Genomic DNA, 26,961 nt, shown 5'->3' with positions numbered 1-26,961 from the left:
GGCGCGGGCGGAGAGGCGCGGCAGGTCAGCGGCGCGGGCCGAGGTCGACCTGGAAGGTCGGGTAGTCCGGCTGCGGGCAGGGGTCGCCGCGGTGGCCGAGCCGCTCGTAGAAGGGCGCGGCCCGCTCGTGGTGCGCCTGCCACTCCAGGTGCCGCACCCGCTCCCCGGCCCACTGCCGCACCGCCGCCAGCAGGGCCCGGCCCACGCCGCCCCGACGCAGCTGCGGGCGGACGTAGAGGTCGTGCAGCCGGGCGGTGCGGTGGTCGTCGCCGCCGCGCAGGTGCGGGCCGTGGTCCTGGGCCGCCGCGTAGCCGAGCAGCTCGCCGGCGGCCTCCGCACCGAGGATCACCCAGCGCGGGTCGGCGAGCAGGGCGGCGTACCTCTCCCGGTGCGTCCCGGCCGGCTCGTCGGTGACGCCCATGTCCCGCAGCATCGGCCACAACTGCGGCCAGTCGGCCACGGTGAGCGGCCGTACGGTGATGGTCACGCCGCACCGTAGCGCATCCAGCACATCGGTCAGACGGCCCGGCAACCGCATCCGGTCGCACCCCTCGTGGCGTGCCCCGACGCCCGAGGTGGTGGACCGGTCGTACCGTCGGGCCCATGGCCACCTGGGAAGACGTACGCCGGCTCGCACTGGCCCTGCCGGAGACGACCGAACGGCCGTCGCACGACGGCCTGCCCGCCTGGCGGGTACGCGACAAGCTCTTCGTCTGGGAACGGCCGCTGCGCCGGTCGGACCTCGACGCCCTGGGCGACGCCGTCCCGGACGGCCCGGTCCTCGGCGCGCGGGTGCCCGACCTGGGCGCGAAGGAGGCCCTGCTCGCCGACGACCCGGCGGTCTACTTCACCACCCCGCACTTCGACGGCTACCCGGCAGTGCTGGTGCGGCTCGACCGGATCGCGGTGCCGGAGCTGGCCGAGCTGGTCCTCGACGCCTGGTACGCCCGCGCGCCGAAACGCCTCGCCGAGGCCCACCGCGCCACCCTGCCGTGACCCGGGCGGGTCGGCTCAGCCGGACCGCCGGCGGCACCCAGCAGGTGTGGCCCGCCCGGGAGCACCCGGCGGGTCCGCGCGGAGCCCGCGCGTGCCCGCCGGGGCCGGGAATCGAAGTGCCCGGTGGATCGACGGGCCGGTCCGGCTTTGCCACCATGAAAGCGTGAAACCAAACCTGGCGAGGATCCCGGGCGACGGCGACCGGTTGGCCGAGGCCATCCTGGCGCGCGCACCGCGTCGCATCGACCAGAGCTTCCTAGACTCACTCGACCCCGCCGCGTCGCTCGCGCTCGGGCGCTACGGCGTGCGCCTCGTGACGATCGCGCTGAGGGAGAACTCCGTCGACCTGCTCCGCCGTTCCTTGCTGGCGACCGGGCTCGCTGATTGCCTGCAACCCGATGACGACCGGGACGTCATGGTGGGTCTGGCGTTGCCGTGGATCGTGGCGCAGCAGCTCGGGGCATCTCCGGCAGCGGTGTTCGCCGTCGTCGCGGACAACCTTCCGGACGGCCCGAGCGCGAGGCTGGTGAAGACGTTCGGAGCTCGGGAGGACATCACCCTGGCCGCCTTCGGGTGGGAATTGGTGGCCACCACCGACGGACCGGACTTCCGCCCGCTGTACTGAGCGCTGGACATCCTGGGGTGCCCGTCAGGCAGGTCCCGGCCGAGCTACTCGTACCGGACCCCACTGAAGAAGTCGTCCCGGTCGTCGCCGTCGAGCGGCTCTTCGATCTCGAAGCACAGCTGCTCAGGCACGGTCCGAATGCTATCCGCCAGCACCGCACCTCCACCGGTCCGACGATCAGCGGAACTGATCGCCGATGAGGTCGATCAGGGCGGCGTGCGTCTCCTGGTCCGCCGCCACGACGAGGCCACCGGCACCGGTGTGCAGCGGCTGCCCCTGGATGCCGGTCACCACGCAGCCCGCGGCCCGGCACAGGGCGATCCCGCTGGCGAAGTGCACGCTGTCCCGCAGGTCCCCGTCGGTCACGTACGCGGCCCGCCGGCCGGCGGCGACCCAGGCCACCGCCAGGGTGGTCGACACCACCCGCGGGCGGAACCGCCCGACGAAGCCGTCGTCGGCGAGCAGTCGGACGGCCCGGAACCGCGGCTTGTTGGGAAACGGTGGGTCGAGGTTGACGTCGACGAGTCGTGAATCGGCCGACGGTGTGAGTTCCACGTCCGCGCCATGGTGGCGGACGTACGCCTGAGCGCCGTCCGTCCAGAACACCTCCTCGGCGAAGGGGTCCGCCGAGGCGGCAACCGTGACGTCGGTGCCCACGCGCAGGGCCACGTTCACCGACACCAACATGGTCCGGGCCGCGTAGTTGAGCGTGCCGCACAGGGGATCGACCAGCCACCTCCGCTCCGCGTCGCCGGCCTCGTCAGGCCCACTCTCCTCGCCGGTGACGGCATCGTCCGGGCGGGCTGTGCGAAGGACCTCGATCACCGCCTTCTCCGCCTCGATGTCGGCGATGGTGGCGAAGTCACCGTCGGACTTCTCGAAGCGCGTCAGCGACGTTCCGTACCTGGCCCGCACCACATCGGCTCCCGCCTGTGCGGCGGTAACCACCAACTGTTCATCGCTCACCGGCATCCAGGCAGGATACGGCGGAACGCCGACGGCCGCGGGGCCGGCAGGGCCACGGGCAAGCCTCCGCACGGGCTACCGTCGATACGTGGCCCCGGAGGAGGCTGTCGCGGCCGCCCGGTGTCCCGGACCTCACGGAGGCTCAGATGCGGATCGCTTCGTTGCCGTACCTCGATGAGCACGTGACGGTCATCGCGGCAGGGGCCGACGACGTCTGGCGCGGTCTGGGCGAGACACTGGACCGATCCTTCTCGCGTCCTGGCATGGCGAGCTACGCGAGACTGGTGGGATCCGCCGACCGCACCGCGTCCGGGCCACGGCCCCCTGCCGAGGGCTCGACGTTTCCCGGCTTCCGGGTGGTCGCCGCGGTCCCGGGACGTGAGCTGGTCCTCCAGGGGTGCCATCGTTTTTCGTCCTACGCCCTGATCTTCCGCCTCGAACACGCCGGTCCGGGCCGATCACGGTTACGCGCCGAAAGTCGAGCCGCCTTTCCCGGCCTGGCCGGCGGCCTCTACCGGCAGCTCGTGGTGGGGACGGGCGGGCACGCGGTGGGCATGCGGCGCCTCCTCTCCGCCATCCGCCGTCGATCCGAGTAGCGCACGCACCACGCCGACCCGGCCTACCGCGGCTCGACGATCACCACGGCGTCCTTGTCGCCGTCCCCGTGCCGGACCGCCTCCGCGAACTGCGCGGCGGCCGCCGCCGTGACCGGCAGCTCGGCTCCCCGTGCGGCGGCCTCCGCCACCGCCAGGTGCAGGTCCTTGTGCATCAGCCAGAGGCGGAACTGGGCTGGCGTGTAGCGGCGGTTGCGGACCATCTCGGCGCGGAACGCCAGCGTCGGCGAGCTGAAGCCGGAGGCGGTCAGGGAGGTGAGGAACAGATCGCGGTCGACTCCCGCGCCGTCCGCCAGGCGCACCGCCTCCGCCAGCGCGGCGACCTGGTTGCCCAGGATCAGGTTGAAGGCGAGCTTCAGCGCGGACGCGGACCCGGGGCCGCCGACGTGCTTGACGTCCTGCCCGACCGTCTCGAGCACCTGCCGTACCTCGGCGACGTCCTCCTCCCGGCCGGCGGTGAAGACGCGCAGTGCGCCGGCCTGTGCCATCGCCGGGTTGCCGAGGACGCACGCCTCGACCCGACGAATTCCCTCCTTGGCAAGGCGCTTCCCCGCCTCGACCGCGTAGGCCGGCGAGACCGTGGAGGTGTCGATGACGATGGCGTCCGCGGACAGGTGACCGGCCAGTTGGCCGAACAGGACCTCCTCGACCGCCTGCTCATCACTGAGGCTGAGCACCACGATGCGGGCTGCGGCGGCCGCCTCTGCCGGCGAGTCCACCACCCGCGCGCCGGCTGCGGCCAGCGGTGCCGTCCGGGCCCGCGTCCGGTTGAACACCGTGATCGGGAAGCCGGCCGCGCACAGCCGCTGGGCCATGCCGCCACCCATCGCGCCCAGGCCGATGAAGGCCAGGTCCTCGTGACTGCTCACTGTGTCTCCGTCCGCCGTCGCACTGCCTCGGTGATTCCGGATCCTCCCGGACCGGACTCGACGCAGGATCGGAAACCCGTGGGGCTTGGCGCCTGGCCCGGGAGCCGCTCCCCGCCCGCCGGTGAGGTCCTCCGGTCGCGCCTCAGCGGTGTCGGGAGCCCGACGCGCGATTCTCTCCAGAAGGCATCGAGCCCACCTCGAGCCGGCGCTCAGCCGATGGCCGGAACATGTGCGGGCACCGGCGCGCCGGCCGGTCGTCACGGAACGGAAGCGGTGGTCTTGGTGGCATCCAGGGACAACTGGTTCGTCCGCCTGCTCAAGGGCGTCCTGCGCATACTCTGGGCCGGTCTGGTGAGCTACGGGGCGGCGTACAGCGGCACGGTCGTGCCTCCGGGGCCCCCGGTGCTGCCCAGACACCTCCGACCGGGGCCGCACGGAGACCACCCGGAGCGCTCCGCCGCTCACATACCCCCGTCACCCGTCGAGTCTCGCCTCTGGGCCCAGCTCGACTGATCGCGCCGCCTCGGTGCTGCGGGGACGTCAGCTGTCGACTCCAGCCACCGCACGGGGCCAGAGCCGAGCGGCTGCCCGCGCGGCTCCGGCGGGGCCGGCTTCCTTCCCGCCATCTCCCGGTCCTTCCCGGGCCGGGGACGTCGCGACGCGATCCCGGGCCGGGGCCTCGGGGCGCCTCACGCCAACGGGCTGTTGGACCCGGCGATGTCCTCCAGGGTGTCGTCGGGCTGTTCGCGGGCGTAGAGCCGGCTCAGCCTGTGCAGTCGGTAGCGGGGATCGCCTCGCCCCCGGCGCGAACTCAGCTCAAGCAGGTGGCAGGCCGCCAGCCGGCTGAACTGGGCCTCGACCGTGTCGAGGGACTCGCCGAGCAGTTCCGCCACCGTCGAGGCGGTGAACTCCTGCGCGGGCAGCAGGCTGAGCAGGCGCAGGGCCCGCCGTTCGCCGACGTCCAGTTGGGAGTAGCTGCTGTGGTAGCGGGCCCGCACGTCGATCTCGGCGAACCGGAACTCGTCGAGCGGGGTGACGCCCGAGGCGATCCGGGCCGCCAGCTTGCGCAGTGACCAGGTCGGGTTGGCGACCAGCCGGGTCCCCACGGACCGCAATGCCAGCGGCAGCCGCCCGCTGAGCTCCACGATCGCCTTGGCGTCGTCGGGCTCGGCCTCGACCCGGTCCTCGCCGATGATCCGGCCGAGCAGCTCGACGCCCTCGTCGACCTGCATCATCCCGAGCGCGATCGGGCGCAGCCCCGGCACGCCCTGCGGCCCGCACCGGCTAGTGATGATCACCGCGCAGGACGGGGACGCCGGCAGCAACGGCAGAACCTGGTTCGCCGTGTACGCGTCGTCGAGCACGATCAGCACCCGCCGGTTGTGGGTCCAGGTACGCCACATCTTGCCCCGCTCGGCGGCATCGGCAGGACCCGGGATCTGGTGTTCGGGAATACCCGCGGCCCGCAGGAAGCCGGCGAGCACGTCGCCGGGCGAGGCCGGCAGGGTGGTGGCGCCACGCAGGTCGGCGAAGAGTTGACCGTCGGGGAACCGGGACCGTTCGAGGTGTCCGGCCCGCAGGGCCAGCGTGGTCTTCCCGACGCCGGGCATGCCGCAGATGGACACCACCCGGGCCGTCGTGCGGTGCTCGTCGGCCGTCAGCACCCGACGGACATGGGCGAGGGCCTCGGGGCGGCCGGTGAAGTCGGGCAGATCCGGCGGCAACTGCGCCGGCATGACGGGCAGCGGCGCGTACGTCCGCTCGACCACCACCGGCGCCGGCGCGGCGGCCGGCCCGGGGGGGTCGACCGGTTCGTCCGCGTCGCCGGTGTCGGCCGACAACAGCGACTGGTGCAGGCGCTGGACGGCGGGCGACGGTTCGAGCCCGAGCTCCTTGGTGAACACGGTCCGCAGCCTCCGGTACGCCTCGAGCGCTTCGTGCCGGCGCCCCGAGCGGTGCAGCGCGGTCATCAGCGCGGAGTAGAACCGCTCGTGCAGCGGATAGGTGAAGGTGAGCATCTTGAGCTCGCTGATCAGCCGCTGGTGGTGGCCGAGCAGCATGTCGGACTCGATGCGCGACTCGAGGGTCCGCAGGCGCTCCTCCTCGAGTCGGGTGACGTAGGCGGAGAGGATGTCGCCGGCCACGACTCCGGCCAGGGCCTGCCCGTGCCACAGCCCGAGCGCCCGGGAGAGCAGCTCGGACGCCCGGCGCGGCTCGTCCTGCTCGAGCGCCAGCCGACCCGTGGACGAGAGCGCGTCGAAGTCGTGCGCGTCGATCGTCCCCTCCTCGATCTCCAGCAGGTAACCCGACGGGCGGGTGTGTACCCGGCCCAGCCCGTTCTGGTCGACCACGTCCTTGCGGAGTTTGTAGATGTAGGTCTGCAGGGTGGTGAGCGCACTCTCGGGTGGGCGGTCCCCCCACAGCTCGTCGATCAGCTCGGTCACCTGCACGAGGTAGTTGCGCCGAGCCAGCAGGAAGGCGAGTACCTGCCGGATCTTCGGTGCGGTGGGGGTGATGTCCCGACCCTCGTGGAGCACTGTCAGCGGTCCGAGAAGGCGGAAATGGTGCGCGCCGGCAGACGCGATCTTCATGTGATCTCCCCCAGGATGTCCGGTCACCCGACGCCGCTGAAACTATGGCCCATCGCTAGAAGACCACTCGAACGGTTGAACGTTCAAGGTCGGAGTTCATCGATGTACGAACAGCCGGCCGCATCGCGTGGCATCGATGCAGCTACGGGCTCGGATCAACCGAGCAGCGTGACGGCGACGCTGTCTGCGGTCAGCGCGAGCAGTGCCAGGGCCGTACGCAGCAGGTGCCAGCGCCGCCACACCGGCCGCGGATCCGACCAGTCGGCCGGGATCGCCTCCGGGTCGGTACGGTGCACCCGGCGGTTGATCGGCACGTTGCGGAAGTGCGACACCACCGAGACCCCGAGCAGAGCGACCGACGCGGTCACGACCAGTGCGCGCGCGGCGGCGCCGGGGACCACCACGGCCAGCCAGACATTGAGCAGCGTGCTGGTCAGCACGATGATCGGCATCGTCGGGTCCCAGTTGCGCCCCAGCAGCGTGTGGGTGGCGACGTAACGCCCCGGCGACATGGCCGCGAGTGCCGGCACGGTGCTGAGCGCCACGGCGAACAGCACGCCGGCGACGGTGCCACTGCCGAGCAGGACGAGCACCGAGAGCACGCGGGTCAGGGTGCTCACCGCAGCACCACCCGGGCGATCTCGTCCACCTGACCCGGCTCGCTCACGCAGGGGAACAGGATCAGCTCGTCGCACCCGACGGCCCGGTACCCGTCGACGAACTCCCGCAGCTGATCGGGCTCGGTGATCAGACCCTTGACCGCGATCTCGGCCTTCCAGCCGAGGAAGCCGTAGTAGTCCAGCAGGAACCGCTCGGCCCGCTCGGCCGCGTCGGGGCCCAGCGCCACGTTCGCGATGGCGACCAGGCGCGGCCTGTCCGTGCGGCCCTCGTCCCGCCAGGCCTGACGCGCCCGGTCCGCCAGGTCGCCGTAGCTCGACGCGGAGCTCCCCCCGGCGATCCAGCCCACCCCGAACCGGGCGGCCCGCCGCATCGCCTGCGGCGTGTGACCGCCGACGAGCAGTGGCGGGCCACCGTCGCTACGGCTCGGCCCGGGGTTGAGCGGGTCCGGCCCACCGCTCCACGTCCGGCGCAGGCCGTCCAGCAGGTCGTCGAGGCGGCGACCGCGACGCTCGTACGGCGTGTCGCAGGCCTCGAAGTCGTCGGGCCGGCCACCCGCCGCCACGCCGACCACCAGCCGCCCGCCGCTCAGCCGGTCGATGCTGGACAGCTGCTTGGCCAGCACGGACCGGTCCGCGCGGTAGGCGGCGATGAGGATGGTCGTGGTCAGCCGGATCCGGCGGGTGGCCCCCGCCGCCGCAGCGAGCGTCACGAGCGGCTCGTAGCCGTCGTACATCAGTCGGTCCAGCACGCCGAGCGAGGCGAACCCCAGTTCCTCCGCCCGGACGGCCGAGGCGAGCAGGTCCTCGCCGGGAACACCGGGGATCATCGTCGGCAAGCCGATGCCAAGCTCCATGTCTGCACCCTCAGTCCGCGGAAGCTGTCGGCGTCCACCAGAACGCAGCGCGCTGGTCGTTCGCTTGCGGACCGCCGGGGTCCACCGGCACCTCGGGACGCCGGCTCGAGACCGGCTCGATTCGCCGCAGTTGAGCAGTCGTGGAGCGGGCGGTCAGCCGGTGCTGCTGCAGTGGCCCGATGCGGATTCTCTTCACCTGCTGGGCGTGGCCCTCCCACCTGTACGCGATGGTCCCGGTCGCCTGGGCCTGCCGGGCCGCCGGGCACGACGTCCTGGTTGCCAGCCAGCCGTCGCTGACCGGCACGATCGAGCGCACCGGCCTGCCCGCCGCCGTGGTGGGCCGCGACGTGGACGCCGAACAGACCTTCCGGGACGTCGTCTTCACCCCGCCCGGCGCCAACGGTGGCGGTCCGCGGGTGCTGACCCTGCTGTCGCAGCTCGCCGAGACGATGACGGGCGACCTGGCCGACCTGGCCCGCCGGTGGGGTGCCGACCTGGTGGTCAGCGACCCCACGGCCTTCGCCGGCCCGCTCGCCGCCGCGGTCGCGGGTGTCCCGGCGGTACGGCACCTCTACGGCACCGACCTGATGAGTGCCGCCGGCCGTTTCCTGCCGACGGTGCTCGAGCCGCTGGCCGCCCGCCACGGCGTCGGCCCGGTCGACGCCTTCGGGGTCGCCACGATCGACCCGTACCCGGAGGGCCTGCAGGTGCCGGTGGCCTCGCGCCGGCTGCCGGTGCGCTACCTGCCCTTCAACGGGCCCGGCACGGTCCCGCCGGTGCTGCCGTCACGCACCGGGCGAGCCCGGGTCTGCGTCACGTGGGGCACCACGCCGGGTCGGCTGGACCCGTCGCTGTTCCTGGCCGGCGACGTCGTCCGGGCACTGCACGGCACGAACGTCGACCTGGTGGTGGCGGTCGCCCCGGAACAGCGCCGGCTGCTCGGCCCGATCCCGGACGACGTGCCGGTGGTCTCGGCGCCCCTGCACCTGCTGCTCGGTGACTGCGACGTGGTGGTGGGGCACGGTGGCGCCGGCACGCTGCTCACCGCCGTCACCTACGGCCTTCCGCAGTTGCTCGTGCCACGGCTGCCGGACCACGTACGGCACGCCGACCGGATCGCCGCGGCGGGCGCCGGTGTCGTCGTGCCCGCCGCGTCGGCCGAGCCCGCCGATCTGGTGGCCGGGCTGACCGCACTGCTCGACGACCCGGCGTACCGGGCCGCCGCGGCCGGCCTGCGTGAACAGTCGGCCGCGCAGCCGACGCCGGCACATCTGGTCGGCGAGCTGACCGCCCTGCGCGCGCCCGCGCGCAGGTGACCCGTCCAGTCGACCGGCCTGCGAGCCGCGCTCCACTCGGCGCAGTGAAGGTCTTCAGGCACCGACCGAGACCCGACGACGCGCCGGGAGCGACCCATGACAAGCACCCCGCAGTTCGAACACGACACCTTCGCCCGCCGGCATCGGGGCGGCATGCTGCTCGAACGCCACGGCATCGACCTCTACCTGCACCCCTTCCTGGGGTTCACCCTGGCTCCGGGCCTGCGGACCGAGGCGATCAACACCGACGAGGAGAGCTTCCGCCTCTCCGACTCGCCGTTCGGCACCGTCGACTCCGAGAGCTGGCTCGCGACGGGCGGCGGAGGCATCCTCCTCGGCAACTCCGTGGCGTTCTCGCTCGCGGCGAGCAGCGACTCGACCACCATGGCCTCGTACCTGGCCCATGCCACCGGGAGCCGGCAGCTGAACCTCGGTTTGTGCGCGGCGGTCTCGCTGCAGGAGCTCGTCGTCGCCGTGCCGTTCCTGCACGCCGCCTCCACGATCACCGTCGTCGGCGGCGGCCCGGACTTCGTGAACCTGATCGGCTCGCTCGCACCGGCCGGCCAGTTCGGCACGGTGTCGTACGAGCGCACGTTCGACGACCTCACCCACGTCCCGATGTTCGACCTCGCCGCCCTGGCGGCCGGCAAGCCGGTGCCGGACCTGGAGCAGCTGCGCCGGCCCCGCCGCACCGCACCGGCCTGGGACCTCGCCGAGGTCGGGTCACGGATGGCGCTGGCGGCCCAGCGGCGGCTGCGCGACCTGGCCGTGCTCGCCCGGGCGGCCCGCGACGACGCGCGCATCGTGTTCTGCCTGCAGCCGCTCGCCTCCACCCGGACCCGGCAGATCACGCCGGAGGAACAGGCCCGGTACGACTTCGCCGCGCCGGTCTTCGGCATGCTGCACAGCGCGATCGAGGAGCACTGGGACGCGTACGCGGACCTGTTCGCCAAGGGCTGCGCCGAGCTCGGCGTGACCTTCGTCAACCTGGCCGCGGACCGCTTCGAGGGCGACTCGTTCGCCGACACCGTCCACTTCACCGACCACGGCAACCGGCAGGCGGCCGAGGTGATCCGGCGGGCCCTCGACGCCACGCCGCCGCTGCGGGACGGCGCCCCGGCCGCGCGGCCGGCGCCGACCGTGCAGCCGGGGCCGACCACCGCGACGGCGGCCGCCGAAGCGCCGGCCCCGACCGGCGCGGACGGCGACGAGGAGTGGCTCGACCAGCTCGTGGAGATCGTCACCGAGTCGCTCGAGATCGAGCCCGGGGTGCTCACCCGCACCGGCAGCTTCGTCAACGACTACGGCGCGGACTCGATGCTCGTCATCGACATCCTCGCCCGCGTCGAGCGGGACATGGACGTGCGTATCCCGGACGCGGCGCTGGCCCAGATGACCGACCTCGAAGCGGTGATCGGCCTGGTCAAGCTGCACGGCGGGAAGGCCGAGGTGAATGCCTGAGCCACCGGCGCGGGCCGGGCGGGTCGTCCTGACGGGCGGCTGGCCGGCCGCGCACGTCGACGCGCTGGCGGCGGCGTCCACCATCGTGGACCCCGCCGAGGCGCGGGTGTCGCCGCAACCGGTCGACTGGCTGCTGGCCGCCGCGGGACCGGGCGGCCCGATGCCGGTCCTGGCCCTGGCCGGTGACCTGCGCGCCGCGACCTCCCCCGCGCTGCGGGTGGCGGTCGTCGACTCCGCCGGGCACTGGCCGACCGGTGTCGACTGTGACGTCTACGTCGCCGGTGACGTGGGACCGGGTGAGCTCATCACCGCGCTGTGGCTCGGCGGTCGGGGTTTCCGGGTCGGTCGGCCGGCCGTGGCCGGTCTGCCGGCGCCCCGGTGCCCGGCCGCCCTCACGGTCCGGGAGGACCAGCTGCTGCAGGCTCTGTGCGCCGGGCTCAGCAACGATCGGATCGCCCGTCAGCTGCGGATCTCGCGCAGTACGGTCGAGTTCCACCTGACCCGCATCTTCAAGAAGCTCGGCGTCACCAGCCGGGCCGAGGCGATCGTGCATGTCCTGCAGCGCGACGGCACCGCACCGCTGTCCCTGCCCTGACACCGGCCGCGCCGGCGTCCCTCGTGGGTCCCGGTGCGGCCGGTCGGCTATCCGGCGGGCGTCACGCGGACCACGCCGACCGCCACCTGCCCGTCCGGGTCGACGGAGGTGACCAGCGTGACGCCGCCGTCCGGCCCGGCGGAGACGACGGCGGCGGCGACGCCGAAGGCCGAGGACGCGCCGTAGGTGTCGCCGACGACCGCCGCCGGGTCGACGATCCGGGCGTCCGGCGCGAGCGCCGCCAGCAACGCGCTTTCCTGCCGGGCGAGGGAGTCGTTGCCGGGGGCGCCGCGGACGACCGTGCGGATCTCGCCGGGTGCGACGCCGGCCAGCCGCAGGGCCCGAGCTGCGGTCCGCGCCAGGGTCGCCTCGGCCTCCGCCTCCTCGGCGCAGTGCCCGGCCGTCGTCGCCAGCAGCTCGGCCAGTACCCGCCGGCCCGCGCGCCGCGCGGAGTCCTCGGTCTCCAACGCGAAGACGCAGCATCCCTCGCCCGCCGCGACGCCGTCCGCCGACCGCCCGGTCGCCGTCTCGATGCGCAGGCGACGCTCGGTCACCTCCTCGAAGGCGCCGGCGAGCATGACGTCGGCCCGGCCCGCGGCGACCAGGCGCCGGCCGCAGGTCAGCGCGGTCAGCCCGCTCGCCCGTCCGGCCGTCACGGTCACGTTCGGGCCGTGCAGGTCGAACTTCACCGCGGCCTGGCCGCTCGTGTAGTTCATGATCCCCGGCGGCATCCGGTTGTGGTCGACGAAGTAGGGCTTGGCGCCCGACAACGACCCCTTCGACACGATCATGTACGAGTCGATGCTCGCCATGGCGCTGCCGAACACGATGCCGCGCCGGGCGGGCGGCGAGGCGGACAGGTCCAGAGCTTCGAGCAGCTTGGTGACGGTGCCGACGGCCAGCACCGAGGAGCGCTCCCGCAGCCGGACGCGCCGGCTGGTGGCGAACGCCTCGTCGTCCTGCTCGGACACCCGCGCCGGCTGCGCCGGGTCGCCGGGGGCCCGGCCCGCCGGCAGGCCGGCGGTGAAGCTCCCGGTGTCGGTGCCGAGGCACGACACGACCGCCATCCCGGAGATGACCACCTTCATCGGACCGCTCCTCGAGCCGGGGTCGAGCCCGGCGTCTCGTCGTCGAATCGGCGCAGGACGACAGCGGCGTTGTTGCCGCCGAAGCCGAGCGAGTTGACCATCGCGGTCCGGACCTCGGCCGGCCGTGACGTGTTCGGCACGCAGTCGATCACGCAGTCCGGGTCGGCCTCGCGGAAGTTCACCGTCGGCGGCAGGAAACCGTGCCGCATGGCCAGCATCGCCGCGATGCAGGTGTGCGCGCCCGCCGCCCCCATGGTGTGCCCGATCATCGACTTCAGTCCGACGATCGGCGGGAGTTCCCGCCCGCCGAACACGTCCCGGATCGCCTTGACCTCCATCGGGTCGCTGGCCTTGGTGCCGGTGGCGTGGGCGAAGACCACGTCGAGCTCGGCGGGGTCGACACCGCTGTCCCGCAGGGCGCCGGCGATGTTCTCGGCGACCCGCTGCCCGACCGGCGCGGTCGGATGGTCGGCGTCACAGTTCAGCTGGAACCCGAGCACCTCGGCGTGGATGGCGGCGCCCCGGCTGCGAGCGTGCGCCAGGCTCTCGAGGACCACCACCGCCGAGCCCTCGCCCCACATCGTCCCGTCGCGGTCGCGGTCGAAGGGCCGGCAGCGTTCCTGCGCCATCGCCCCCATCCGGAAGAAGCCGGCGAAGGCCATCCGGTTGACCGCGTCCGCGCCGCCGCAGAGCGCGAAGTCGGCCTCGCCCGCCCGGATCGCGTCCATCCCGTAGGCGATCGCGTAGTTGCCCGCCGCGCACGCGGTCGGGATGGTCAGGGTCTCGACGTCGTGCAGGTCCAGCTCGGCGGCGGCGGTCGCCGCCAGGCGGCCGGGCGACAACAGTCGTGCGGTCTCCGCGGGCAGCGCCGCCGGCTCCGCCCGCAGCTCGGCCTCGGCCACCCCGTCGAGTTCGAGGGACTCACCGCAGGTGGTGCCGATGGCGATGAGGCCGGTCTCGGCCCGGGCCTGCGCCAGGGCGAACCCGGCGTCGGCCATCGCCATCCGGGCGGCGGCCGCGGCGAGCCCGGCCACCCGGCCGGTCTCCTTCGGCTCCACCCGCTCCAGCACGTCGGCGGGCTCGAAGTCGGTGACCTCGCACGCGTGGTAGTGCGGGAAGCCGGTGGCGTCCCAGCGGCTGATCGGCTTGGCTCCGCACCGGCCCTCCCGCAGCCCAGCCAGGAAGCCGGCGCGCCCGGAACCGATGCTCGAGACGACGCCGAAGCCGGTGACGACGACGCGGCGTTCCTCGTCGTGCCCGGCCGGAATCCGTCGGACGTCCTCAGAATTCGACAAAGCGGCCTCCGGAATAGGGATGAGCGACCACCAGTGCCACTATCGGCGTCCGGCGCGGCCGGTGCCACTAGGGCTATCCCCAGGTGTGCCGCGGCGGTGGCGAGCGTCGAGCGGCCTTCGACCGGGCGGATATCCGGGCCCCACATCATGTGCGCCGTACCCGATCGAGAGGGGTCCGAAGTGCACCGCACGCTGATCGTCGCCCGGATGGCGCCGGAGAAAGCAGACGACGTCGCCGAGATATTCGCCAAGTCAGACGCCAGTGATCTGCCGCGGATGATCGGCGTCTCGCGCCGCACTCTCTTCCGGTTCCACGATCTCTACTTCCACCTCGCCGAGGCCGACGAGGACATCTCGCCTCGCCTCTACCAGGCCCGTTCGCACCCGTTGTACGGGCAGATCAACGAAGAGCTGTCGCACCACATCCGGCCCTACGACCCGAACTGGAAAGAGCCGAAGGACGCGATGGCCAGCCCCTTCTACGTCTGGGAGGCGGACAAGTGAGCGAGACCGCTAAGGCGGCGGCCACCTCACCCGTGGTCGCCGCCGCCGACGTGGCGCCGAACCGGCGGCGCGGCGGCGACATCCGCGTCGTGCTCAGCCCGAAGACGGTCGGCTCGACGTCCGGGTTCATGGGCACCCTGACCGTCCGGCCCGGCGAGTACGTGGCGGAGCACTACCACCCCTACTCGGAGGAGTTCGTGTTCGTCGTCAGCGGCACGCTCGTCGCCCGCGTCGAGGACGTCGGCGTCTTCGAGGTCGCCGCCGGCGAGGGCTTCATGGTGCCCATCGGTCGCCGGCACCGGGTCTGGAACGACGGCGACAGCGACGTGCGGGCCGTCTTCTACCTCGGCCCCCTCGCGCCGCGGCCGGAGCTCGGTCACGTCGACACCGAGGAGCTGCCGGTTGGCGGGGAGGCCATGAGCCAGCCCGACGTGGGAGCACCGCGCCGATGACCGGACAGCGGCGGGTGGTGGTGACCGGGATCGGCGTCGTGGCGCCGGGCGGCATCGGCACCAAGGCCTACTGGGAGCTGCTCACCGCCGGGCGGACCGCCACCCGGCCGATCACGCTCTTCGACGCCACGAACTTCCGGTCCCGGATCGCGGCCGAGTGCGACTTCGACCCGGCGGCGCAGGGGCTCAGCCCGCAGGAGATCCGCCGGATGGACCGGGCGGCGCAGTTCGCCGTCGTCTCGGCGCGGGAGGCGCTGAGCGACAGCGGGCTGGAGGTCACCGACGTTCCGCCGGAACGCATCGGCGTCAGCATCGGCAGCGCGGTCGGCTGCACCACCGGGCTCGAGGAGGAGTACGTGGTGGTCAGCGACGCCGGGCGGCGCTGGCACGTCGATCCCGCGTACGCGGTGCCGCAGCTCTACGGCTATATGGTGCCGAGCACGATGGCGGCCGAGGTGGCCTGGACGGTCGGCGCCGAGGGCCCGGTCGGGCTGATCTCGACGGGCTGCACGGCGGGGCTCGACGCGGTCGGCAACGGCAGCAACCTGATCTGGTCGGGCCGGGCGGACGTCGTGGTGGCCGGTGCCACCGACGCCCCGATCTCGCCGATCACCTCGGCCTGCTTCGACGCCATCAAGGCGACCTCGCCCGACAACGACGACCCGGCGCACGCCTCCCGGCCGTTCGACGCGCACCGGCGTGGCTTCGTGCTCGGGGAGGGCGCGGCCGTGCTGGTGCTCGAGGAGCGCGAGGCGGCCCGGCGGCGGGGTGCGCACATCTACGCCGAGATCGCCGGGTACGCGAGCCGCAGCAACGCGTACCACATGACCGGCCTCAAGCCGGACGGCCGGGAGATGGCCGAGGCGATCCGCCAGGCGATGGACGCCGCGCGCGTCGACGCGACGGCCGTCGACTACATCAACGCCCACGGGTCGGGCACCCGGCAGAACGACCGGCACGAGACGGCGGCGTTCAAGCGGGCGCTGCGCGAGCGGGCGTACCAGGTGCCGGTCAGCTCGATCAAGTCGATGATCGGGCACTCGCTGGGCGCCATCGGGTCGATCGAGGTCGCGGCGTGCGCGCTGGCGATCGAGCACCAGGTCGTGCCGCCGACGGCGAACCTGCACCACCGCGATCCGGAGTGCGACCTCGACTACGTGCCGCTCACCGCCCGGGAGCACCGCGTCGACGGGGTGCTGAGCGTGGGCAGCGGGTTCGGCGGTTTCCAGACCGCCATGGTGATCACCCGGGACCGGGGGGCCGGGTCGTGAGCCGCGCCGCCGTGGTGACCGGGATCGGGGTCACCGCTCCCAACGGGCTGGGCACCGAGGCGTACTGGGCCGCGACGCTGGCGGGGAAGAGCGGGATCGCGCCGATCACCCGCTTCGATCCGGCCGGTTACCCCGTCCGACTGGCCGGCGAGGTCACCGACTTCACCGCCACCGAGCACGTGCCGAACCGGCTGATCCCGCAGACCGACAACTGGACCCATCTGGGCCTGACCGCGGCCGCCTGGGCGCTCGCCGACGCCGAGGCCGACTCCGCCGGCTACTCCGAGTACGACAAGGCGGTGGTGACCGCCAGTTCCTCCGGCGGCACCGAGTTCGGGCAGCACGAGATCGAGCGGTTGTGGACGAAGGGTCCGTCCTGGGTGGGCGCGTACCAGTCCATCGCCTGGTTCTACGCGGCCACCACCGGTCAGATCTCCATCCGGCACGGGATGCGGGGACCGTGCGGGGTGGTCTGCTCGGAGCAGGCGGGGGCGCTGGACGCCGCCGGTCAGGCCCGACAGCTGATCCAGCAGGGCACCCGCCTGGTGGTCACCGGGGGCACCGACGCGTCGCTGTGCCCGTACGGGCTGACCGCGCAGCTGAGCACCGGCGCGCTCAGCACCCGTACCGACCCGCGCCGGGCCTACCTGCCGTTCGACGCCGACGCCGCGGGCTACGTGCCGGGCGAGGGCGGGGCGATGCTGATCATGGAGGACGCCGAGTCGGCGCGGGCCCGCGCGGTCCCCCGCGTCTACGGGGTCGTCGCGGGACACGCCGCCACCTTCGATCCGCCGCCGGGTTCCGGCCGCGAGCCGGGGCTGCGCCGGGCGATGGAGCTGGCCCTGGCCGACGCGGGGCGGCGCCCGGACGAGGTCGACGTGGTCTTCGCCGACGCGGCCGGCGTGCCCGCGCGGGACGCGGCCGAGGCGAAGGCCATCCGGGACCTGTTCGGCCCGGCGGGCGTGCCGGTCACCGCGCCCAAGACGATGACCGGCCGGCTGTACGCCGGCGGGTCGGCCCTGGACCTCGCCACCGCCCTGCTCGCCATCCGTGACCGGGTCATCCCGCCGACGGTGGGCGTGACCGCGCCGGCCGTCGGCTACGACCTGGACCTGGTCCGGGACACGCCCCGGGAGGCGCCGGTGCGCACCGTCCTGGTGGTGGCCCGGGGGCACGGTGGTTTCAACGCGGCGGCCGTCGTCACGGCCGCCTGGAGTGAGGAGTAGAGCGTCATGGCAGGACACACCGACAACGCGATCGTCATCAACGCCCCGATGGACCTGGTGTGGGAGATGACCAACGACGTGCCGTCGTGGCCGCAGCTGTTCAGCGAGTATGCCTCGGCGGAGGTGCTGGAGCGCGACGGCGACACGGTCACCTTCCGGCTCACGATGCATCCCGACGAGGACGGCACCGTGTGGAGCTGGGTGTCGCGGCGGACCGCCGACCCGGAGAAGCGTGAGGTACGCGCCCACCGGATCGAGACCGGGCCGTTCGAGTTCATGGACATCCACTGGACCTACGAGGAGGTCGAGGGCGGTGTCCGGATGCGCTGGGTGCAGGACTTCCACATGAAGCCGCAGGCACCCGCGAACGACGACGTGATGAGCGCCCACCTGAACCGCAACACCTTGATCCAGATGGACCGGATCAAGGGCCTCGTCGAGGCAGCCGCCAACCGGGCCACTGCAGAGAAGGTTTCCTGATGGTTGACGAGAACGTCCCCGTACTCGTGGTGGGGGCCGGCCCGGTCGGCCTGTCCACCGCCCTCTTCCTGGGCCGGCACGGCATCCGCGCCACGGTCGTGGAGAAGCGCTCCGCCACGTCCCGACTGCCGCGGGCGCCGGGTCTGCAGGCCCGCACGATGGAGCTGTTCCGGGCCGCCGGCATCGGCAAGGAGATCCGGGCGCTGGAGATCGGCGACTCGCACCGGTTCTTCGAGGGCGGCATCCTGCGGGTCAACACCTACTCGGAGATCGCCGACGCGGTGGTGCTCGAGGCGCCGTCGCTGGACGGTCCGGAGATCAGCCCCGAACGGGTGATGGGCTGTGGCCAGGACCGCTACGAGGTGGTGCTGACCGAGAAGGCGGTGGAGTCCGGCGCGACGGTGGAGTTCGGGCAGCGCCTGGTCTCCGTCGCGCAGGACGACGACGGCGTCACCGCGACCCTGGAGGACGTGGGCACCGGCGCCGTGCGCACGGTGCGCGCGCAGTACCTGGTCGGCGCGGACGGGGCGAGCAGCACGGTGCGCGAGGTGCTCGGCATCTCCCGGACCGGGCTCGGCACGGTGTTCAACGCGCTGAGCATCTACTTCCGGGCGCCGGAGCTGGAGGAGATCCTCGCCGACCGGCCGTTCATCCTCTGCTACGCCACGGTGGGCGGCACCATGACCGGGCTGTCCCGGCTGCACGGCCGCGACCCGTGGCTGGCCGCGCCGGTCTACCACCCGGACCGGGGCGAGACGCCGGCCGACTTCACCGACGAGCGCTGTGTGGCGATCGTCCGGGAGGCCGCCGGCAAGGCCGACATGCAGGTCGAGATCATGGACAAGGTGCCGTGGGAGGGCGCGCAGCTGGTCGCCGAGCGGTTCCGCAGCGGCCGGGTCTTCCTGGCCGGCGACGCCGCGCACGTGCACCCGCCGGCCGGCGGGTTCGGCGCGAACACCGGCATTCACGACGCCCACAACCTGGCCTGGAAGCTCGCCGCCGTGATGCGCGGCTGGGCCGGTGAGGACCTGCTGGACAGCTACCACGCCGAGCGGCACGCGGTGGGCAGCGCGATGGCCGAGCAGGCGATGGTCCGCAACCGGATCCGGCACGGGTACGCCGACGACGCCACCCGCGCGCAGATGGTCGACGACATCATCATCACGCTCGGCTACCGCTACCGCTCGGCCGCGGTGATCGCCGACGACGCCCCGCCCGTGCTGACCGCGCCGCTGACACTCACCGGCGAGCCGGGCACCAGGGCCCCGCACGTGTGGCTGCGCTCCGAGGCCGGCCGGGAGTCCACGATCGACCTGTTCTGGTCGGAGTTCGTGCTGCTGACCACGACCGAGGAGAACGGTTGGTCGGAGAGCGCGCTGCGGGCGGCGAAGGCGGCGAAGGTGCCGCTGCGCGTGGTGCGGATCGGGCCGGGCGGCGACTACACCGATCCGGACGGCGACTTCGCGGCGGCGTACGGGATCTCGCCGCGGGGCGCGGTGCTGGTCCGGCCGGACGCGTTCGTGTCGTGGCGCAGCCCGGAGGGTTCGGACGATCCGGACCGGGTGCTGGCCGACGTGCTCGGCGCCGTGGCCGCGACCGCACCGCTGGCGACGGTGTCGTCGTCGTGACGCCCGTGCGGCAGGCGCTCCCGGACCTGCGGGACCCGGGGGCGCCCGCCGGGCGGGAGCCGACCCGGCGGACGCTCGAGCGGCTGGCCGCCCCGGTGCTGGACCGCATCCGCAGCCACCCGTTCTGGCAGGGCCTGCGCGCGGGGACGCTGCCCGCCCCGGTGCTGTGGCACTTCGCCGAGCAGGACGCCCGCTTCGTCGTGCCGGCGTACGCGCGGGCGCTGTCCCGGTGTGCCGCGCTGGCCGGCAGCGACGCGCACGCGACGCTGTTGTCGTCGGCGGCCACGGCCACCTTCGGTTCGCTGCCCCGGCTGCGCGAGGAACTCGCGATGCTGGCCGCGGCGGTCGGTGGGGCTCCGGCCGCGCCGGCGACGGCGCCGACCCCGGTGGTGCACGCGTACGCGTCGTTCCTGCTGGCCGCGCCGGCGACCTCGTTCGCCGGCGCGGTGGGCGCCCTGCTGCCGATGTCCTGGTTCCACCTGGCGGTGTCCCGCGAGCTGCGTCGGCACCCCGAGGGTGGCCCCCGGTACGCCCGCTGGATCGCGCAGTTCGGGGCGCACGACGGCTTCGACGACTACCTGTCGGCCTTCCTCACCGTGGTCGGCGAGGTCGCGACGGAGTGCTCGGCGGCCGAGCGCGAGCAGCTTCTCGAGCTGTTCTCGACTGGCGCCTCCTATGAGTTAGCGTTCGCTGACTCAGCGTGGCAACTCGAACGCTGGCCCGACTGACCCCCATCTCCAAGATCGATTGTCGAGCGTCGAACCAGAGCCCCGGATCACACTGGCCGACAGCGTCGACCACCGGACCGGGCGGACCGCCCGGACGGTACGTCCTTCTTGGAGAGAAACCATGACCGAACTGTCACACCGTTCCCGATCAGGCCTACGGGCCCTGGCTCGCATCGGAGGTCGGATCCTCATGGCAACCGTCACCGGCGCCGCCACCCTCGCCGTGGGGGCGACGGCCGCCGAGGCGACGTACACCGGCGGGACCGCTTACTACGTGGACTGCGTCGGCGGCAACGACGCCGCGAAAGGCACCGCGCCCGACAAGGCCTGGAAGTCGCTCGCGCGGGTCAACCAGGTGACCTACCAGCCGGGCGACTCCATCTCGCTGCGGCGCGGCACCACCTGCACCGGCGTGCTGCAGCCGAAGGGCTCGGGCACCCCGTCGGCCCCGATCACGCTCGGCGCGTACGGCAGCGGCGCCCAGCCGAAGATCGTCGGCACCGGCGGCCGGGCCACCGTGCTGCTGCGCAACGTGCAGGGGTGGCACATCCAGGACCTGGAGATCACCAACCCGGGCCCGGCCGACGGCACCGCCCGGGTCGGCATCTACGTGCAGCTGGAGGACTACGGGATCGGCCGCTCCTACCGGGTCGAGAACGTGTACGTGCACGACGTCCCCGGCTGCGACTGCCTCGACCCGACGCTGGAGAACAGCGGCGGCATCCTGTTCGAGGCGATGGGGTCCACCAAGCCGACCGGCTTCGACTCGATCAAGGTGCTGCGGAACACCGTCTCCGGGGTGGACAACATCGGCATCGGCACCCTGTCGTCGTGGTCGAAGCGGGACCTCTTCCCGGGCGGGCACAACAGCTTCGTCCCGATGACCAACGTCCGGGTCGCCAACAACACGCTGTCCAACCTGGGCGGTGACGGCATCCTGCTGATGAACACCATCGACGGCCAGACCGAGCGCAACACGGTCGACGGCTTCGGGCTGCGGGCCACCCAGTCGCACGCCGCGGTGCTGGCCTACAACTCCGACCGCACGATCATGCAGCACAACGAGATCACCGGCGGTGCCGCGTTCCCGCCGTCGTTCGCCTTCAGCGTCGACGCCGCGACCAAGGACATCGTCTACCAGTACAACTACAGCCACGACAACAACGGGCCGTTCGTGCTCTACTGCGCGCCCGCCGGCACGTTCTCCGACGGCGCGATCATCCGCTACAACATCAGCGAGAACGACAAGGACCTCGACCTCGGCGGCTTCATCATCCCGGTCGTCGCGGCCGGCTGCGACAACGCCGTCACCAACTCGAAGTTCTACAACAACACCATCCACGCCCCGAACGCCGCGAACCTCGTCGGCACCCTGCCGCCGTACACCTCGATCGCGTTCACCAACAACATCTTCGCCGGCCGCGCCGAGGGCGCGACGATCCAGGACCCGGCCGGCGTCTACTCGCACAACCTGTACTTCAACGTCGGCCCGGACGCGGTCAGCGACGGCGGCGCGGTCGTCGCCGACCCGCTGTTCAACAACCCGGCCGGCCCGCGTCCGGCCGGCCTGCGGCTGACGTGCGGCTCGCCCGCCGTCGACGCGGGCACGCCGGTACCGGCCAACGGCGGCAGGGACTACTTCGGCAACCCCGTCTCTGCCACCGACAACCCGAACATCGGTGCCTACGAAGGGCCGTGCCTCGACTCCTGAGCACGACCACCCGGGCAGCCCTGCGCGGCATCCACCGCGCGGGGCTGCCCGCCCGTCTGGGGGCACCGCAGCGAGGCAGTCCGCCGCCGCCGCGTCCCGGCCGTGGCGGCCGAGACCGGAGGGTCATCCATGTCCGTGAGCCAGCCCATCCCCCTCATCGAGTCCGTCGACCTGCGTACCTTCCTGATCCAGCTCACCCTGCTCGCGGTGAGCGCGCTGCTGCTCGGCCGGCTCACCCAGCGGCTCGGACTGACGTCCATCGTCGGCGAACTCAGCGCGGGCGTCCTGCTCGGGCCGTCCGTGCTGGGCAACCTGGCCCCCGCCCTCAGCGGCTGGCTGTTCCCGCCCGACCCGGCCCAGTTCCACATGGTCGAGGCGGTCGGGCAGGTGGGCGTGCTGCTGCTGGTCGGCATCACCGGCGCCCACATCGACCTCTCCCTGGTACGCCGCCGCGGCGCCACCGTGGCCCGGGTCAGCCTCGCCGGCATGCTCATCCCGGCCGGGCTCGGCGTGGCCATCGGCCTGGCCATCCCGGCGTCACTGGTGCCGGAGACCGCCGACCGCGGCGCCTTCGTGCTGTTCCTCGCCGTCGCGATGGCGGTCAGCGCCATCCCGGTCATCGCCAAGACGCTGACCGAGCTGCGGCTGGTGCACCGCAACGTCGGCCAGCTGATCCTCTGCGCCGTGACGGTGGACGACATCATCGGCTGGGCCACCCTGTCCGTGGTGTCGGCCATGGCGACCACCGGCGTACGCGCCGGCAACATCGCCCTCTCCATCGGTTCGCTGCTCGGCGTCCTGGTCGCGGCGATGCTGCTGCGCCCGGTCTTCCGGGGCCTGCTGCGCCGGGCCGGGCGCGCCGACGGCGCCGAGGAGGGCAGAGTGACCATCGCGGTGGTGGTGATCCTCGTCCTGCTCGCGGGGGCACTGACCCAGGCGGTCAAGCTCGAGGCGGTGTTCGGTGCCTTCATCTGCGGCATCGTGATCGGCAACTGCGGCGCCCTGTCGTACGCCAAACTGGCTCCCCTGCGCGCGACGGTCATGGCCTTCCTCGCGCCGCTGTTCTTCTCCCTCGCCGGGCTGCGCATGGACCTGACCGCACTGGTGCGCCCGGTCGTGCTGGTCACCGGCCTGATCGTGCTCGCCGCGGCGATCCTGGGCAAGTTCGCCGGCGCCTACCTCGGCGCCCGGCTGAGCCGGCTCGGGCATTGGGAGGGCCTCGCGCTCGGCGCCGGCATGAACGCCCGGGGCGTCATCGAGGTCATCATCGCCATGGTCGGCCTGCGGCTCGGCGTGCTCAGCGTCGAGGTGTACACGATCATCATCCTGGTGGCGATGGTGACCTCGCTGATGGCGCCGCCGCTGCTGCGCCGCACCATGGCCGGCCTCGAGCAGACCGCCGAGGAACGGCTGCGCGCGCAGACGTTCGACGACCGGCCGCTGGCGCACGACGCGGACGGCGCGCGCTGACCACCCCCGAGTCGATCGGCGCACCATCGCCGCTGGACGCCGGGTCGCCACGATGCGGACATGCGTGAATCCACCCAGATCCTTGTCATCGGCGGCGGCCCGGCCGGCGCCACCACAGCCGGCCTGCTGGCCAAAGCGGGGTTCCAGGTGACGCTCGTCGAGCGCGATCGGTTCCCCCGTTACCACATCGGAGAGTCCATCCTCCCGTCGTGCCGTCCCATCTTCGAGCTGCTCGGCGTCTGGGACAAGATCCGGGCGCACGGCTTCCAGCCCAAGGGCGGCGCCTACTTCCACTGGGGCACCGAGGAGTGGGAGGTCCGCTTCTCCGACCAGGGCAACGACAACACCAACGCGTGGCAGGTCATCCGGAGCGAGTTCGACCAGATCCTGCTGGACCACGCCCGCGAGCTGGGCGTCGAGGTCGTGGAGGGGGTGAGCGTCCGGGACGTCGAGTTCGACGGCGAGCAGGCCGTGGCCGCACGCTGGTTCGAGACCAAGAATCCCGACGTCGGGGGGCGCATCGAGTTCGGCCACCTGGTCGACGCGTCCGGCCGCGGCGGCGTGCTCGCCACCCGGCACCTGCAGAGCCGCCGGTTCCACGAGGTGTTCCGCAACGTCGCCGCGTGGTCGTACTGGAAGGGCGCCAAGCCGCTGGGCAAGGGGCCGGACGGCGCGATCGCCGTCTGCTCGGTGCCCAACGGCTGGTTCTGGGCCATCCCGCTGCACGACGGGACGCTCAGCGTCGGCCTGGTCACCGGCCGGGACCTGTTCAACGACAGCCGCCAGCGGCTCGGCGGCATCCAGGCCGTCTACGACGAGGCCCTGCAGGAGTGCCCGACCGTGCTGGCGATGCTCGAGGGCGCCGAGCAGGTCGCCGAGATGAAGGTCGAGCAGGACTACTCGTACGTGACGGAGAGCTTCGCCGGCCCGGGCTACCTGCTCGCCGGCGACGCGGCCTGCTTCCTCGACCCGCTGCTGTCCACGGGTGTGCACCTGGCCACCTACAGCGGCATGCTCGCGGCGGCCAGCCTGAGCAGCGTGCTGCGCGGAGAGGTGGCCGAGAAGGACGCGTGGGCGTTCTACGAGACCGTCTACCGCCACTCGTACGAGCGCCTGCTCGTCCTGGTGTCGGTCTTCTACGAGAGCTACCGGGGCAAGGACTACCACTTCTACAACGCCCAGCGGCTCACCGCCGACGAACGCGACCGGCTCAACGTGCAGGCGGCGTTCGACCGGATCATCACCGGCATCGCCGACCTCGACGACGCCGAGCGCGCCTACCACGTCGTGCAGGAACACCTGCAAGGGTCCGGCAGCGGCGACCCGAACCCGCTGAACAACCTCAACCGGGTACACGAGATGAAGCAGTCACCGCTCGACCCGGCCAACGCGGTCGGCGGGCTCTACCTGACGATGCAGCCGACGCTGGGGCTGCGGGCCACGCCCGCGCCGGAGTGAGCCGGGCACCCAGACGGATCGGGCACCGCTACTTCGGCAACGGTGCCCGATCCTTGTGCCGAGGATCAGCCCGCGGCCGCGCGGAGCCCGCGCAGGGTGCCGAGCGGATCGGCCAGCGGCGGCAGCGCCGCGAACACGCCGGTCAGTCCCGCCTCCTCCAGCAGCGGCAGGTGCGCCGCCACCTCGGGCACGCTGCCGGTGATGCCGGTCATCCCGAGTGCCAGGTCGACCAGGCCCAACTCCTCGAGCAGCTGCGCGTTCTTGCCACCGACCGTGTGGTCCCACACGTCGTACCGGCGCTCCATCTCCTCCACCGCCGGCAGCAGGTCCGCCGGGACCTGTCGGCGCATGTGCGGGCTCTTGAGCCGCAACGCGACGTCCGAGGCGAGCGCGGCGCCGATCTCGGCGTTCGCCTCCGCCCGGGTGGCGCGCACCGAGATGAAGCTGAAACCCCACACCTGCACCGCCGCCGGGTCGCGGCCGGCCTTCTCGGCCGCCTCGCGGACCACCGCCACCTTGCGGGCCACCCGCTCGATTGACATGCCGACGGTGGTCACCACGCCGTCGGCCAGCTCGCCGGCGAGGCGCAGCGTCGTCGGGTAGTCGGCGGCGACGAAGACCGGCACCTGCCGGGTACGCGTCAACGGCTCCGTGTCGAAGCCGTCGACGTGCGCCGACTCGCCCTTCAGGATCGCCTGCACGGCGATCAGGTAGTCGCGCAGCTCGTGCGGCGTGGCCACCGGGGACCGCCCGACGATCCGGCGCACGCTGCCGCCGTTGCCCAGCGCCAGCATCGCCCGGCCGCCGGTCAGGTCGTGGAGGGTGGACACCGCGGTGGCCGTCGCGGCGGGATGCCGGAAGAAGGGCGTGGTCACCATCGGCGTCAGCGTCGCGCTGCGCGTCTCGTGTGCCGCCACGGTCAGCGACACGTACATCTCGTAGGCACGAGCCGGGCTGTCGCCGACGCCGACGATGTCGTAGCCGAGCTCGTCGGCGAGCCGGACGGCATGGCGGAACGTCGCGAGGTCGTCCGCCCACTCAATGATCGCTCCGAGTTTCAGGGGTCGGTCCTCCAGGTCCGCGGCCGGCGACCAGGCCGGCCTGTGCTTATGAGCCGAGAGGCAGTTATGTCACGGCAGGCCGCAGGGCGGGTCGAGATGGTGTCGAGCGGTCCGCCCGACAGCTCCGGCGGGCCGTACGGGTCGACCGCGCCTCGACCGCTGCCCCAGACGTGGTCGGCAAGCTGGCCCCCGTTGAGTTGCGACGCGAGGAGAGCCTGATGGATATCGGTGTCTGCCTGCCCACCACCATCCCAGGGGCGGAGGGGCGCCAGCTGATCGAGTTCGCCCGCCGCGCGGAGAGCCTCGGCTTCCACAGCCTGACCGTCGTGGACCGGATGGTCTACGACAACTACGACAGCATCGTCGCTCTCGCGGGCGCGGCCGGGGTCACCGAGCGGATCAAGCTGGTCACGGCGATCCTGCTGGCCGCGTACCGGCCCAGCCCGGTCGAGCTGGCCAAGCAGCTGGCCAGCCTGGACCGGCTCAGCGGCGGTCGGCTGATCGTCGGTGTCTCCTCCGGCATGCGGGCGGACGACTACGAGGCGACCGGCACCGACTACGCGACCCGGGGCCGGCGGCTGGACGAGACCATCGAGGAGCTGCGCGCGGTCTGGCGCGGCGAGGGCCCGGTCCCCGGGGTCGGCCCCCGGCCGACGAACGGCGACATCCCGTTCCTGGTGGGCGGCCAGTCGCCGGCGGCCCTGCGGCGCGCGGCGAAGTACGGCATCGGCTGGATCTCGCCGGGCGGCCCGCCGCACAAGTACCCGGAGCTGGTGACGAAGGTCAAGGAGCTGTGGGCGGAGGAGGGCCGCGAGGGCACCCCGCGGATGGGCGCCAACTGCTACGTCTCGCTCGGCGAGAACGGCCGGCAGCTCGCCACCGAACACATGCAGAGCTACTACGCCTACATGGGGGACCTGGTCCAGCACCTCGCCAAGGGCGCCGTCACCGACGAGGCCGTGCTGCGCGACGTGGTGGACGGGTACGCCGCCAACGGATGCGACGAGCTGCTGCTGCTGCCCTGCAGCGCCGACCCGGCCCACCTGGACCGGATCGCCGCCGTGGTGCTCGGCTGAGCCGGA

Annotated in this window: 26 protein-coding genes and 1 pseudogene; 18 read left to right on the top strand and 9 right to left on the bottom strand. The window is 72.7% G+C overall.

Going from position 1 to position 26,961, the window contains the following annotated elements; all coding sequences use genetic code 11:
* Positions 1-25 precede the first annotated feature (25 nt).
* The gene (locus ACLQ2U_RS21245) at positions 26-487 is read right to left on the bottom strand and encodes a GNAT family N-acetyltransferase (protein WP_425752467.1); all 462 of its coding nucleotides are present in this window, start codon (positions 485-487) and stop codon (positions 26-28) included.
* 116 nt (positions 488-603) lie between these two features.
* On the opposite strand from ACLQ2U_RS21245, the gene ACLQ2U_RS21240 reads away from it, so the two are divergent.
* A complete protein-coding gene (locus ACLQ2U_RS21240) occupies positions 604-996 on the top strand; it encodes an MmcQ/YjbR family DNA-binding protein (RefSeq protein WP_425752466.1) in 393 nt (130 codons plus the stop codon).
* Positions 997-1,159: 163 nt separating this feature from the next.
* A complete protein-coding gene (locus ACLQ2U_RS21235) occupies positions 1,160-1,621 on the top strand; it encodes a hypothetical protein (RefSeq protein ID WP_425752465.1) in 462 nt (153 codons plus the stop codon).
* Between the two features lie 177 nt (positions 1,622-1,798).
* Here the strand turns inward: ACLQ2U_RS21235 and ACLQ2U_RS21230 are convergent, their stop codons facing one another.
* Positions 1,799-2,593: an inositol monophosphatase family protein gene (locus ACLQ2U_RS21230; RefSeq protein WP_425752464.1), complete on the bottom strand. Its 795-nt coding sequence runs from the start codon at positions 2,591-2,593 to the stop codon at positions 1,799-1,801.
* A gap of 140 nt (positions 2,594-2,733) precedes the next feature.
* Here ACLQ2U_RS21230 and ACLQ2U_RS21225 point away from each other — a divergent pair, with 140 nt between their 5' ends.
* Positions 2,734-3,183, top strand: a complete 450-nt coding sequence (locus ACLQ2U_RS21225; RefSeq protein WP_425752462.1) for a hypothetical protein — start codon at positions 2,734-2,736, stop codon at positions 3,181-3,183.
* 23 nt (positions 3,184-3,206) lie between these two features.
* Here ACLQ2U_RS21225 and ACLQ2U_RS21220 read toward each other — a convergent pair whose 3' ends face one another.
* Positions 3,207-4,070, bottom strand: coding sequence for an NAD(P)-dependent oxidoreductase (locus tag ACLQ2U_RS21220; RefSeq protein WP_425752461.1), 864 nt, complete (start codon positions 4,068-4,070; stop codon positions 3,207-3,209).
* A gap of 216 nt (positions 4,071-4,286) precedes the next feature.
* On the opposite strand from ACLQ2U_RS21220, the gene ACLQ2U_RS21215 reads away from it, so the two are divergent.
* Positions 4,287-4,583, top strand: a complete 297-nt coding sequence (locus tag ACLQ2U_RS21215) for a DUF6059 family protein (protein ID WP_425752460.1) — start codon at positions 4,287-4,289, stop codon at positions 4,581-4,583.
* Between the two features lie 176 nt (positions 4,584-4,759).
* Here ACLQ2U_RS21215 and ACLQ2U_RS21210 read toward each other — a convergent pair whose 3' ends face one another.
* The 3 genes from ACLQ2U_RS21210 to ACLQ2U_RS21200 form a co-directional block, all read right to left on the bottom strand.
* Positions 4,760-6,661, bottom strand: coding sequence for a BTAD domain-containing putative transcriptional regulator (locus tag ACLQ2U_RS21210; protein WP_425752459.1), 1,902 nt, complete (start codon positions 6,659-6,661; stop codon positions 4,760-4,762).
* 155 nt (positions 6,662-6,816) lie between these two features.
* The gene (locus ACLQ2U_RS21205) at positions 6,817-7,281 is read right to left on the bottom strand and encodes a DUF1772 domain-containing protein (protein ID WP_425752458.1); all 465 of its coding nucleotides are present in this window, start codon (positions 7,279-7,281) and stop codon (positions 6,817-6,819) included.
* Complete coding sequence (locus tag ACLQ2U_RS21200; protein WP_425752457.1) at positions 7,278-8,135, bottom strand: LLM class flavin-dependent oxidoreductase; 858 nt, start codon at positions 8,133-8,135, stop codon at positions 7,278-7,280. The genes ACLQ2U_RS21205 and ACLQ2U_RS21200 overlap by 4 nt, the downstream gene beginning before the upstream one ends.
* A 179-nt stretch (positions 8,136-8,314) precedes the next feature.
* On the opposite strand from ACLQ2U_RS21200, the gene ACLQ2U_RS21195 reads away from it, so the two are divergent.
* The 3 genes from ACLQ2U_RS21195 to ACLQ2U_RS21185 all read left to right on the top strand — a co-directional run bounded on the left by ACLQ2U_RS21195 (position 8,315) and on the right by ACLQ2U_RS21185 (position 11,507).
* Positions 8,315-9,451, top strand: coding sequence for a nucleotide disphospho-sugar-binding domain-containing protein (locus tag ACLQ2U_RS21195; protein ID WP_425752456.1), 1,137 nt, complete (start codon positions 8,315-8,317; stop codon positions 9,449-9,451).
* A gap of 96 nt (positions 9,452-9,547) precedes the next feature.
* Positions 9,548-10,912 (top strand): phosphopantetheine-binding protein, encoded by a 1,365-nt coding sequence (locus ACLQ2U_RS21190; protein ID WP_425752455.1) that lies wholly within the window; start codon positions 9,548-9,550, stop codon positions 10,910-10,912.
* Positions 10,905-11,507 carry a helix-turn-helix transcriptional regulator gene (locus tag ACLQ2U_RS21185; RefSeq protein WP_425752454.1) on the top strand — a complete coding sequence of 201 codons (603 nt, stop codon included), beginning with the start codon at positions 10,905-10,907 and terminating at the stop codon, positions 11,505-11,507. Before ACLQ2U_RS21190 ends, ACLQ2U_RS21185 begins: the two co-directional genes overlap by 8 nt.
* A gap of 47 nt (positions 11,508-11,554) precedes the next feature.
* On the opposite strand, the gene ACLQ2U_RS21180 is transcribed toward ACLQ2U_RS21185, so the two are convergent.
* Both ACLQ2U_RS21180 and ACLQ2U_RS21175 read right to left on the bottom strand, forming a co-directional pair.
* Positions 11,555-12,595 (bottom strand): beta-ketoacyl synthase N-terminal-like domain-containing protein, encoded by a 1,041-nt coding sequence (locus tag ACLQ2U_RS21180; protein ID WP_425752453.1) that lies wholly within the window; start codon positions 12,593-12,595, stop codon positions 11,555-11,557.
* On the bottom strand, positions 12,592-13,890 hold the full coding sequence (locus tag ACLQ2U_RS21175; RefSeq protein ID WP_425752452.1) for a beta-ketoacyl-[acyl-carrier-protein] synthase family protein: 1,299 nt from the start codon (positions 13,888-13,890) through the stop codon (positions 12,592-12,594). The genes ACLQ2U_RS21180 and ACLQ2U_RS21175 overlap by 4 nt, the downstream gene beginning before the upstream one ends.
* 180 nt (positions 13,891-14,070) lie before the next feature.
* Between ACLQ2U_RS21175 and ACLQ2U_RS21170 the strand changes: the two genes are divergently transcribed.
* From ACLQ2U_RS21170 to ACLQ2U_RS21125, 10 genes and pseudogenes are all read left to right on the top strand, one after another.
* Positions 14,071-14,394: a TcmI family type II polyketide cyclase gene (locus ACLQ2U_RS21170; RefSeq protein ID WP_425752451.1), complete on the top strand. Its 324-nt coding sequence runs from the start codon at positions 14,071-14,073 to the stop codon at positions 14,392-14,394.
* Positions 14,391-14,846 carry a cupin domain-containing protein gene (locus tag ACLQ2U_RS21165; protein WP_425752450.1) on the top strand — a complete coding sequence of 152 codons (456 nt, stop codon included), beginning with the start codon at positions 14,391-14,393 and terminating at the stop codon, positions 14,844-14,846. The genes ACLQ2U_RS21170 and ACLQ2U_RS21165 overlap by 4 nt, the downstream gene beginning before the upstream one ends.
* On the top strand, positions 14,843-16,117 hold the full coding sequence (locus ACLQ2U_RS21160; protein WP_425752449.1) for a beta-ketoacyl-[acyl-carrier-protein] synthase family protein: 1,275 nt from the start codon (positions 14,843-14,845) through the stop codon (positions 16,115-16,117). Before ACLQ2U_RS21165 ends, ACLQ2U_RS21160 begins: the two co-directional genes overlap by 4 nt.
* Complete coding sequence (locus tag ACLQ2U_RS21155) at positions 16,114-17,343, top strand: ketosynthase chain-length factor (RefSeq protein WP_425752447.1); 1,230 nt, start codon at positions 16,114-16,116, stop codon at positions 17,341-17,343. The genes ACLQ2U_RS21160 and ACLQ2U_RS21155 overlap by 4 nt, the downstream gene beginning before the upstream one ends.
* A gap of 9 nt (positions 17,344-17,352) precedes the next feature.
* A pseudogene (locus ACLQ2U_RS21150) lies at positions 17,353-17,823 on the top strand (SRPBCC family protein); the annotation flags it as partial.
* Positions 17,823-19,451 (top strand): FAD-dependent monooxygenase, encoded by a 1,629-nt coding sequence (locus ACLQ2U_RS21145; protein WP_425752446.1) that lies wholly within the window; start codon positions 17,823-17,825, stop codon positions 19,449-19,451. The pseudogene ACLQ2U_RS21150 and the gene ACLQ2U_RS21145, both read left to right, overlap by 1 nt.
* A complete protein-coding gene (locus tag ACLQ2U_RS21140; protein WP_425752445.1) occupies positions 19,448-20,179 on the top strand; it encodes a TenA family protein in 732 nt (243 codons plus the stop codon). The genes ACLQ2U_RS21145 and ACLQ2U_RS21140 overlap by 4 nt, the downstream gene beginning before the upstream one ends.
* A gap of 190 nt (positions 20,180-20,369) precedes the next feature.
* Entirely contained in the window at positions 20,370-21,890 is a 1,521-nt protein-coding gene (locus ACLQ2U_RS21135; protein WP_425752444.1) for a hypothetical protein, read from the top strand.
* Positions 21,891-22,019: 129 nt separating this feature from the next.
* Positions 22,020-23,360 carry a cation:proton antiporter gene (locus ACLQ2U_RS21130; RefSeq protein WP_425752443.1) on the top strand — a complete coding sequence of 447 codons (1,341 nt, stop codon included), beginning with the start codon at positions 22,020-22,022 and terminating at the stop codon, positions 23,358-23,360.
* Between the two features lie 60 nt (positions 23,361-23,420).
* Entirely contained in the window at positions 23,421-24,818 is a 1,398-nt protein-coding gene (locus ACLQ2U_RS21125) for an NAD(P)/FAD-dependent oxidoreductase (RefSeq protein ID WP_425752442.1), read from the top strand.
* 65 nt (positions 24,819-24,883) lie between these two features.
* Here ACLQ2U_RS21125 and ACLQ2U_RS21120 read toward each other — a convergent pair whose 3' ends face one another.
* The gene (locus ACLQ2U_RS21120; RefSeq protein ID WP_425752496.1) at positions 24,884-25,861 is read right to left on the bottom strand and encodes an LLM class flavin-dependent oxidoreductase; all 978 of its coding nucleotides are present in this window, start codon (positions 25,859-25,861) and stop codon (positions 24,884-24,886) included.
* 236 nt (positions 25,862-26,097) lie between these two features.
* Here ACLQ2U_RS21120 and ACLQ2U_RS21115 point away from each other — a divergent pair, with 236 nt between their 5' ends.
* Positions 26,098-26,955, top strand: coding sequence for an LLM class flavin-dependent oxidoreductase (locus ACLQ2U_RS21115; protein WP_425752441.1), 858 nt, complete (start codon positions 26,098-26,100; stop codon positions 26,953-26,955).
* Positions 26,956-26,961: the final 6 nt, after the last annotated feature.

It is taken from the genome of Micromonospora sp. DT47 (genome assembly GCF_049844475.1).
In the GTDB taxonomy this organism is placed as follows: Bacteria; Actinomycetota; Actinomycetes; order Mycobacteriales; family Micromonosporaceae; genus Micromonospora.
Note: the sequence above shows the minus strand (reverse complement) of the source record. Positions and strands in the feature narration are given on the sequence as shown.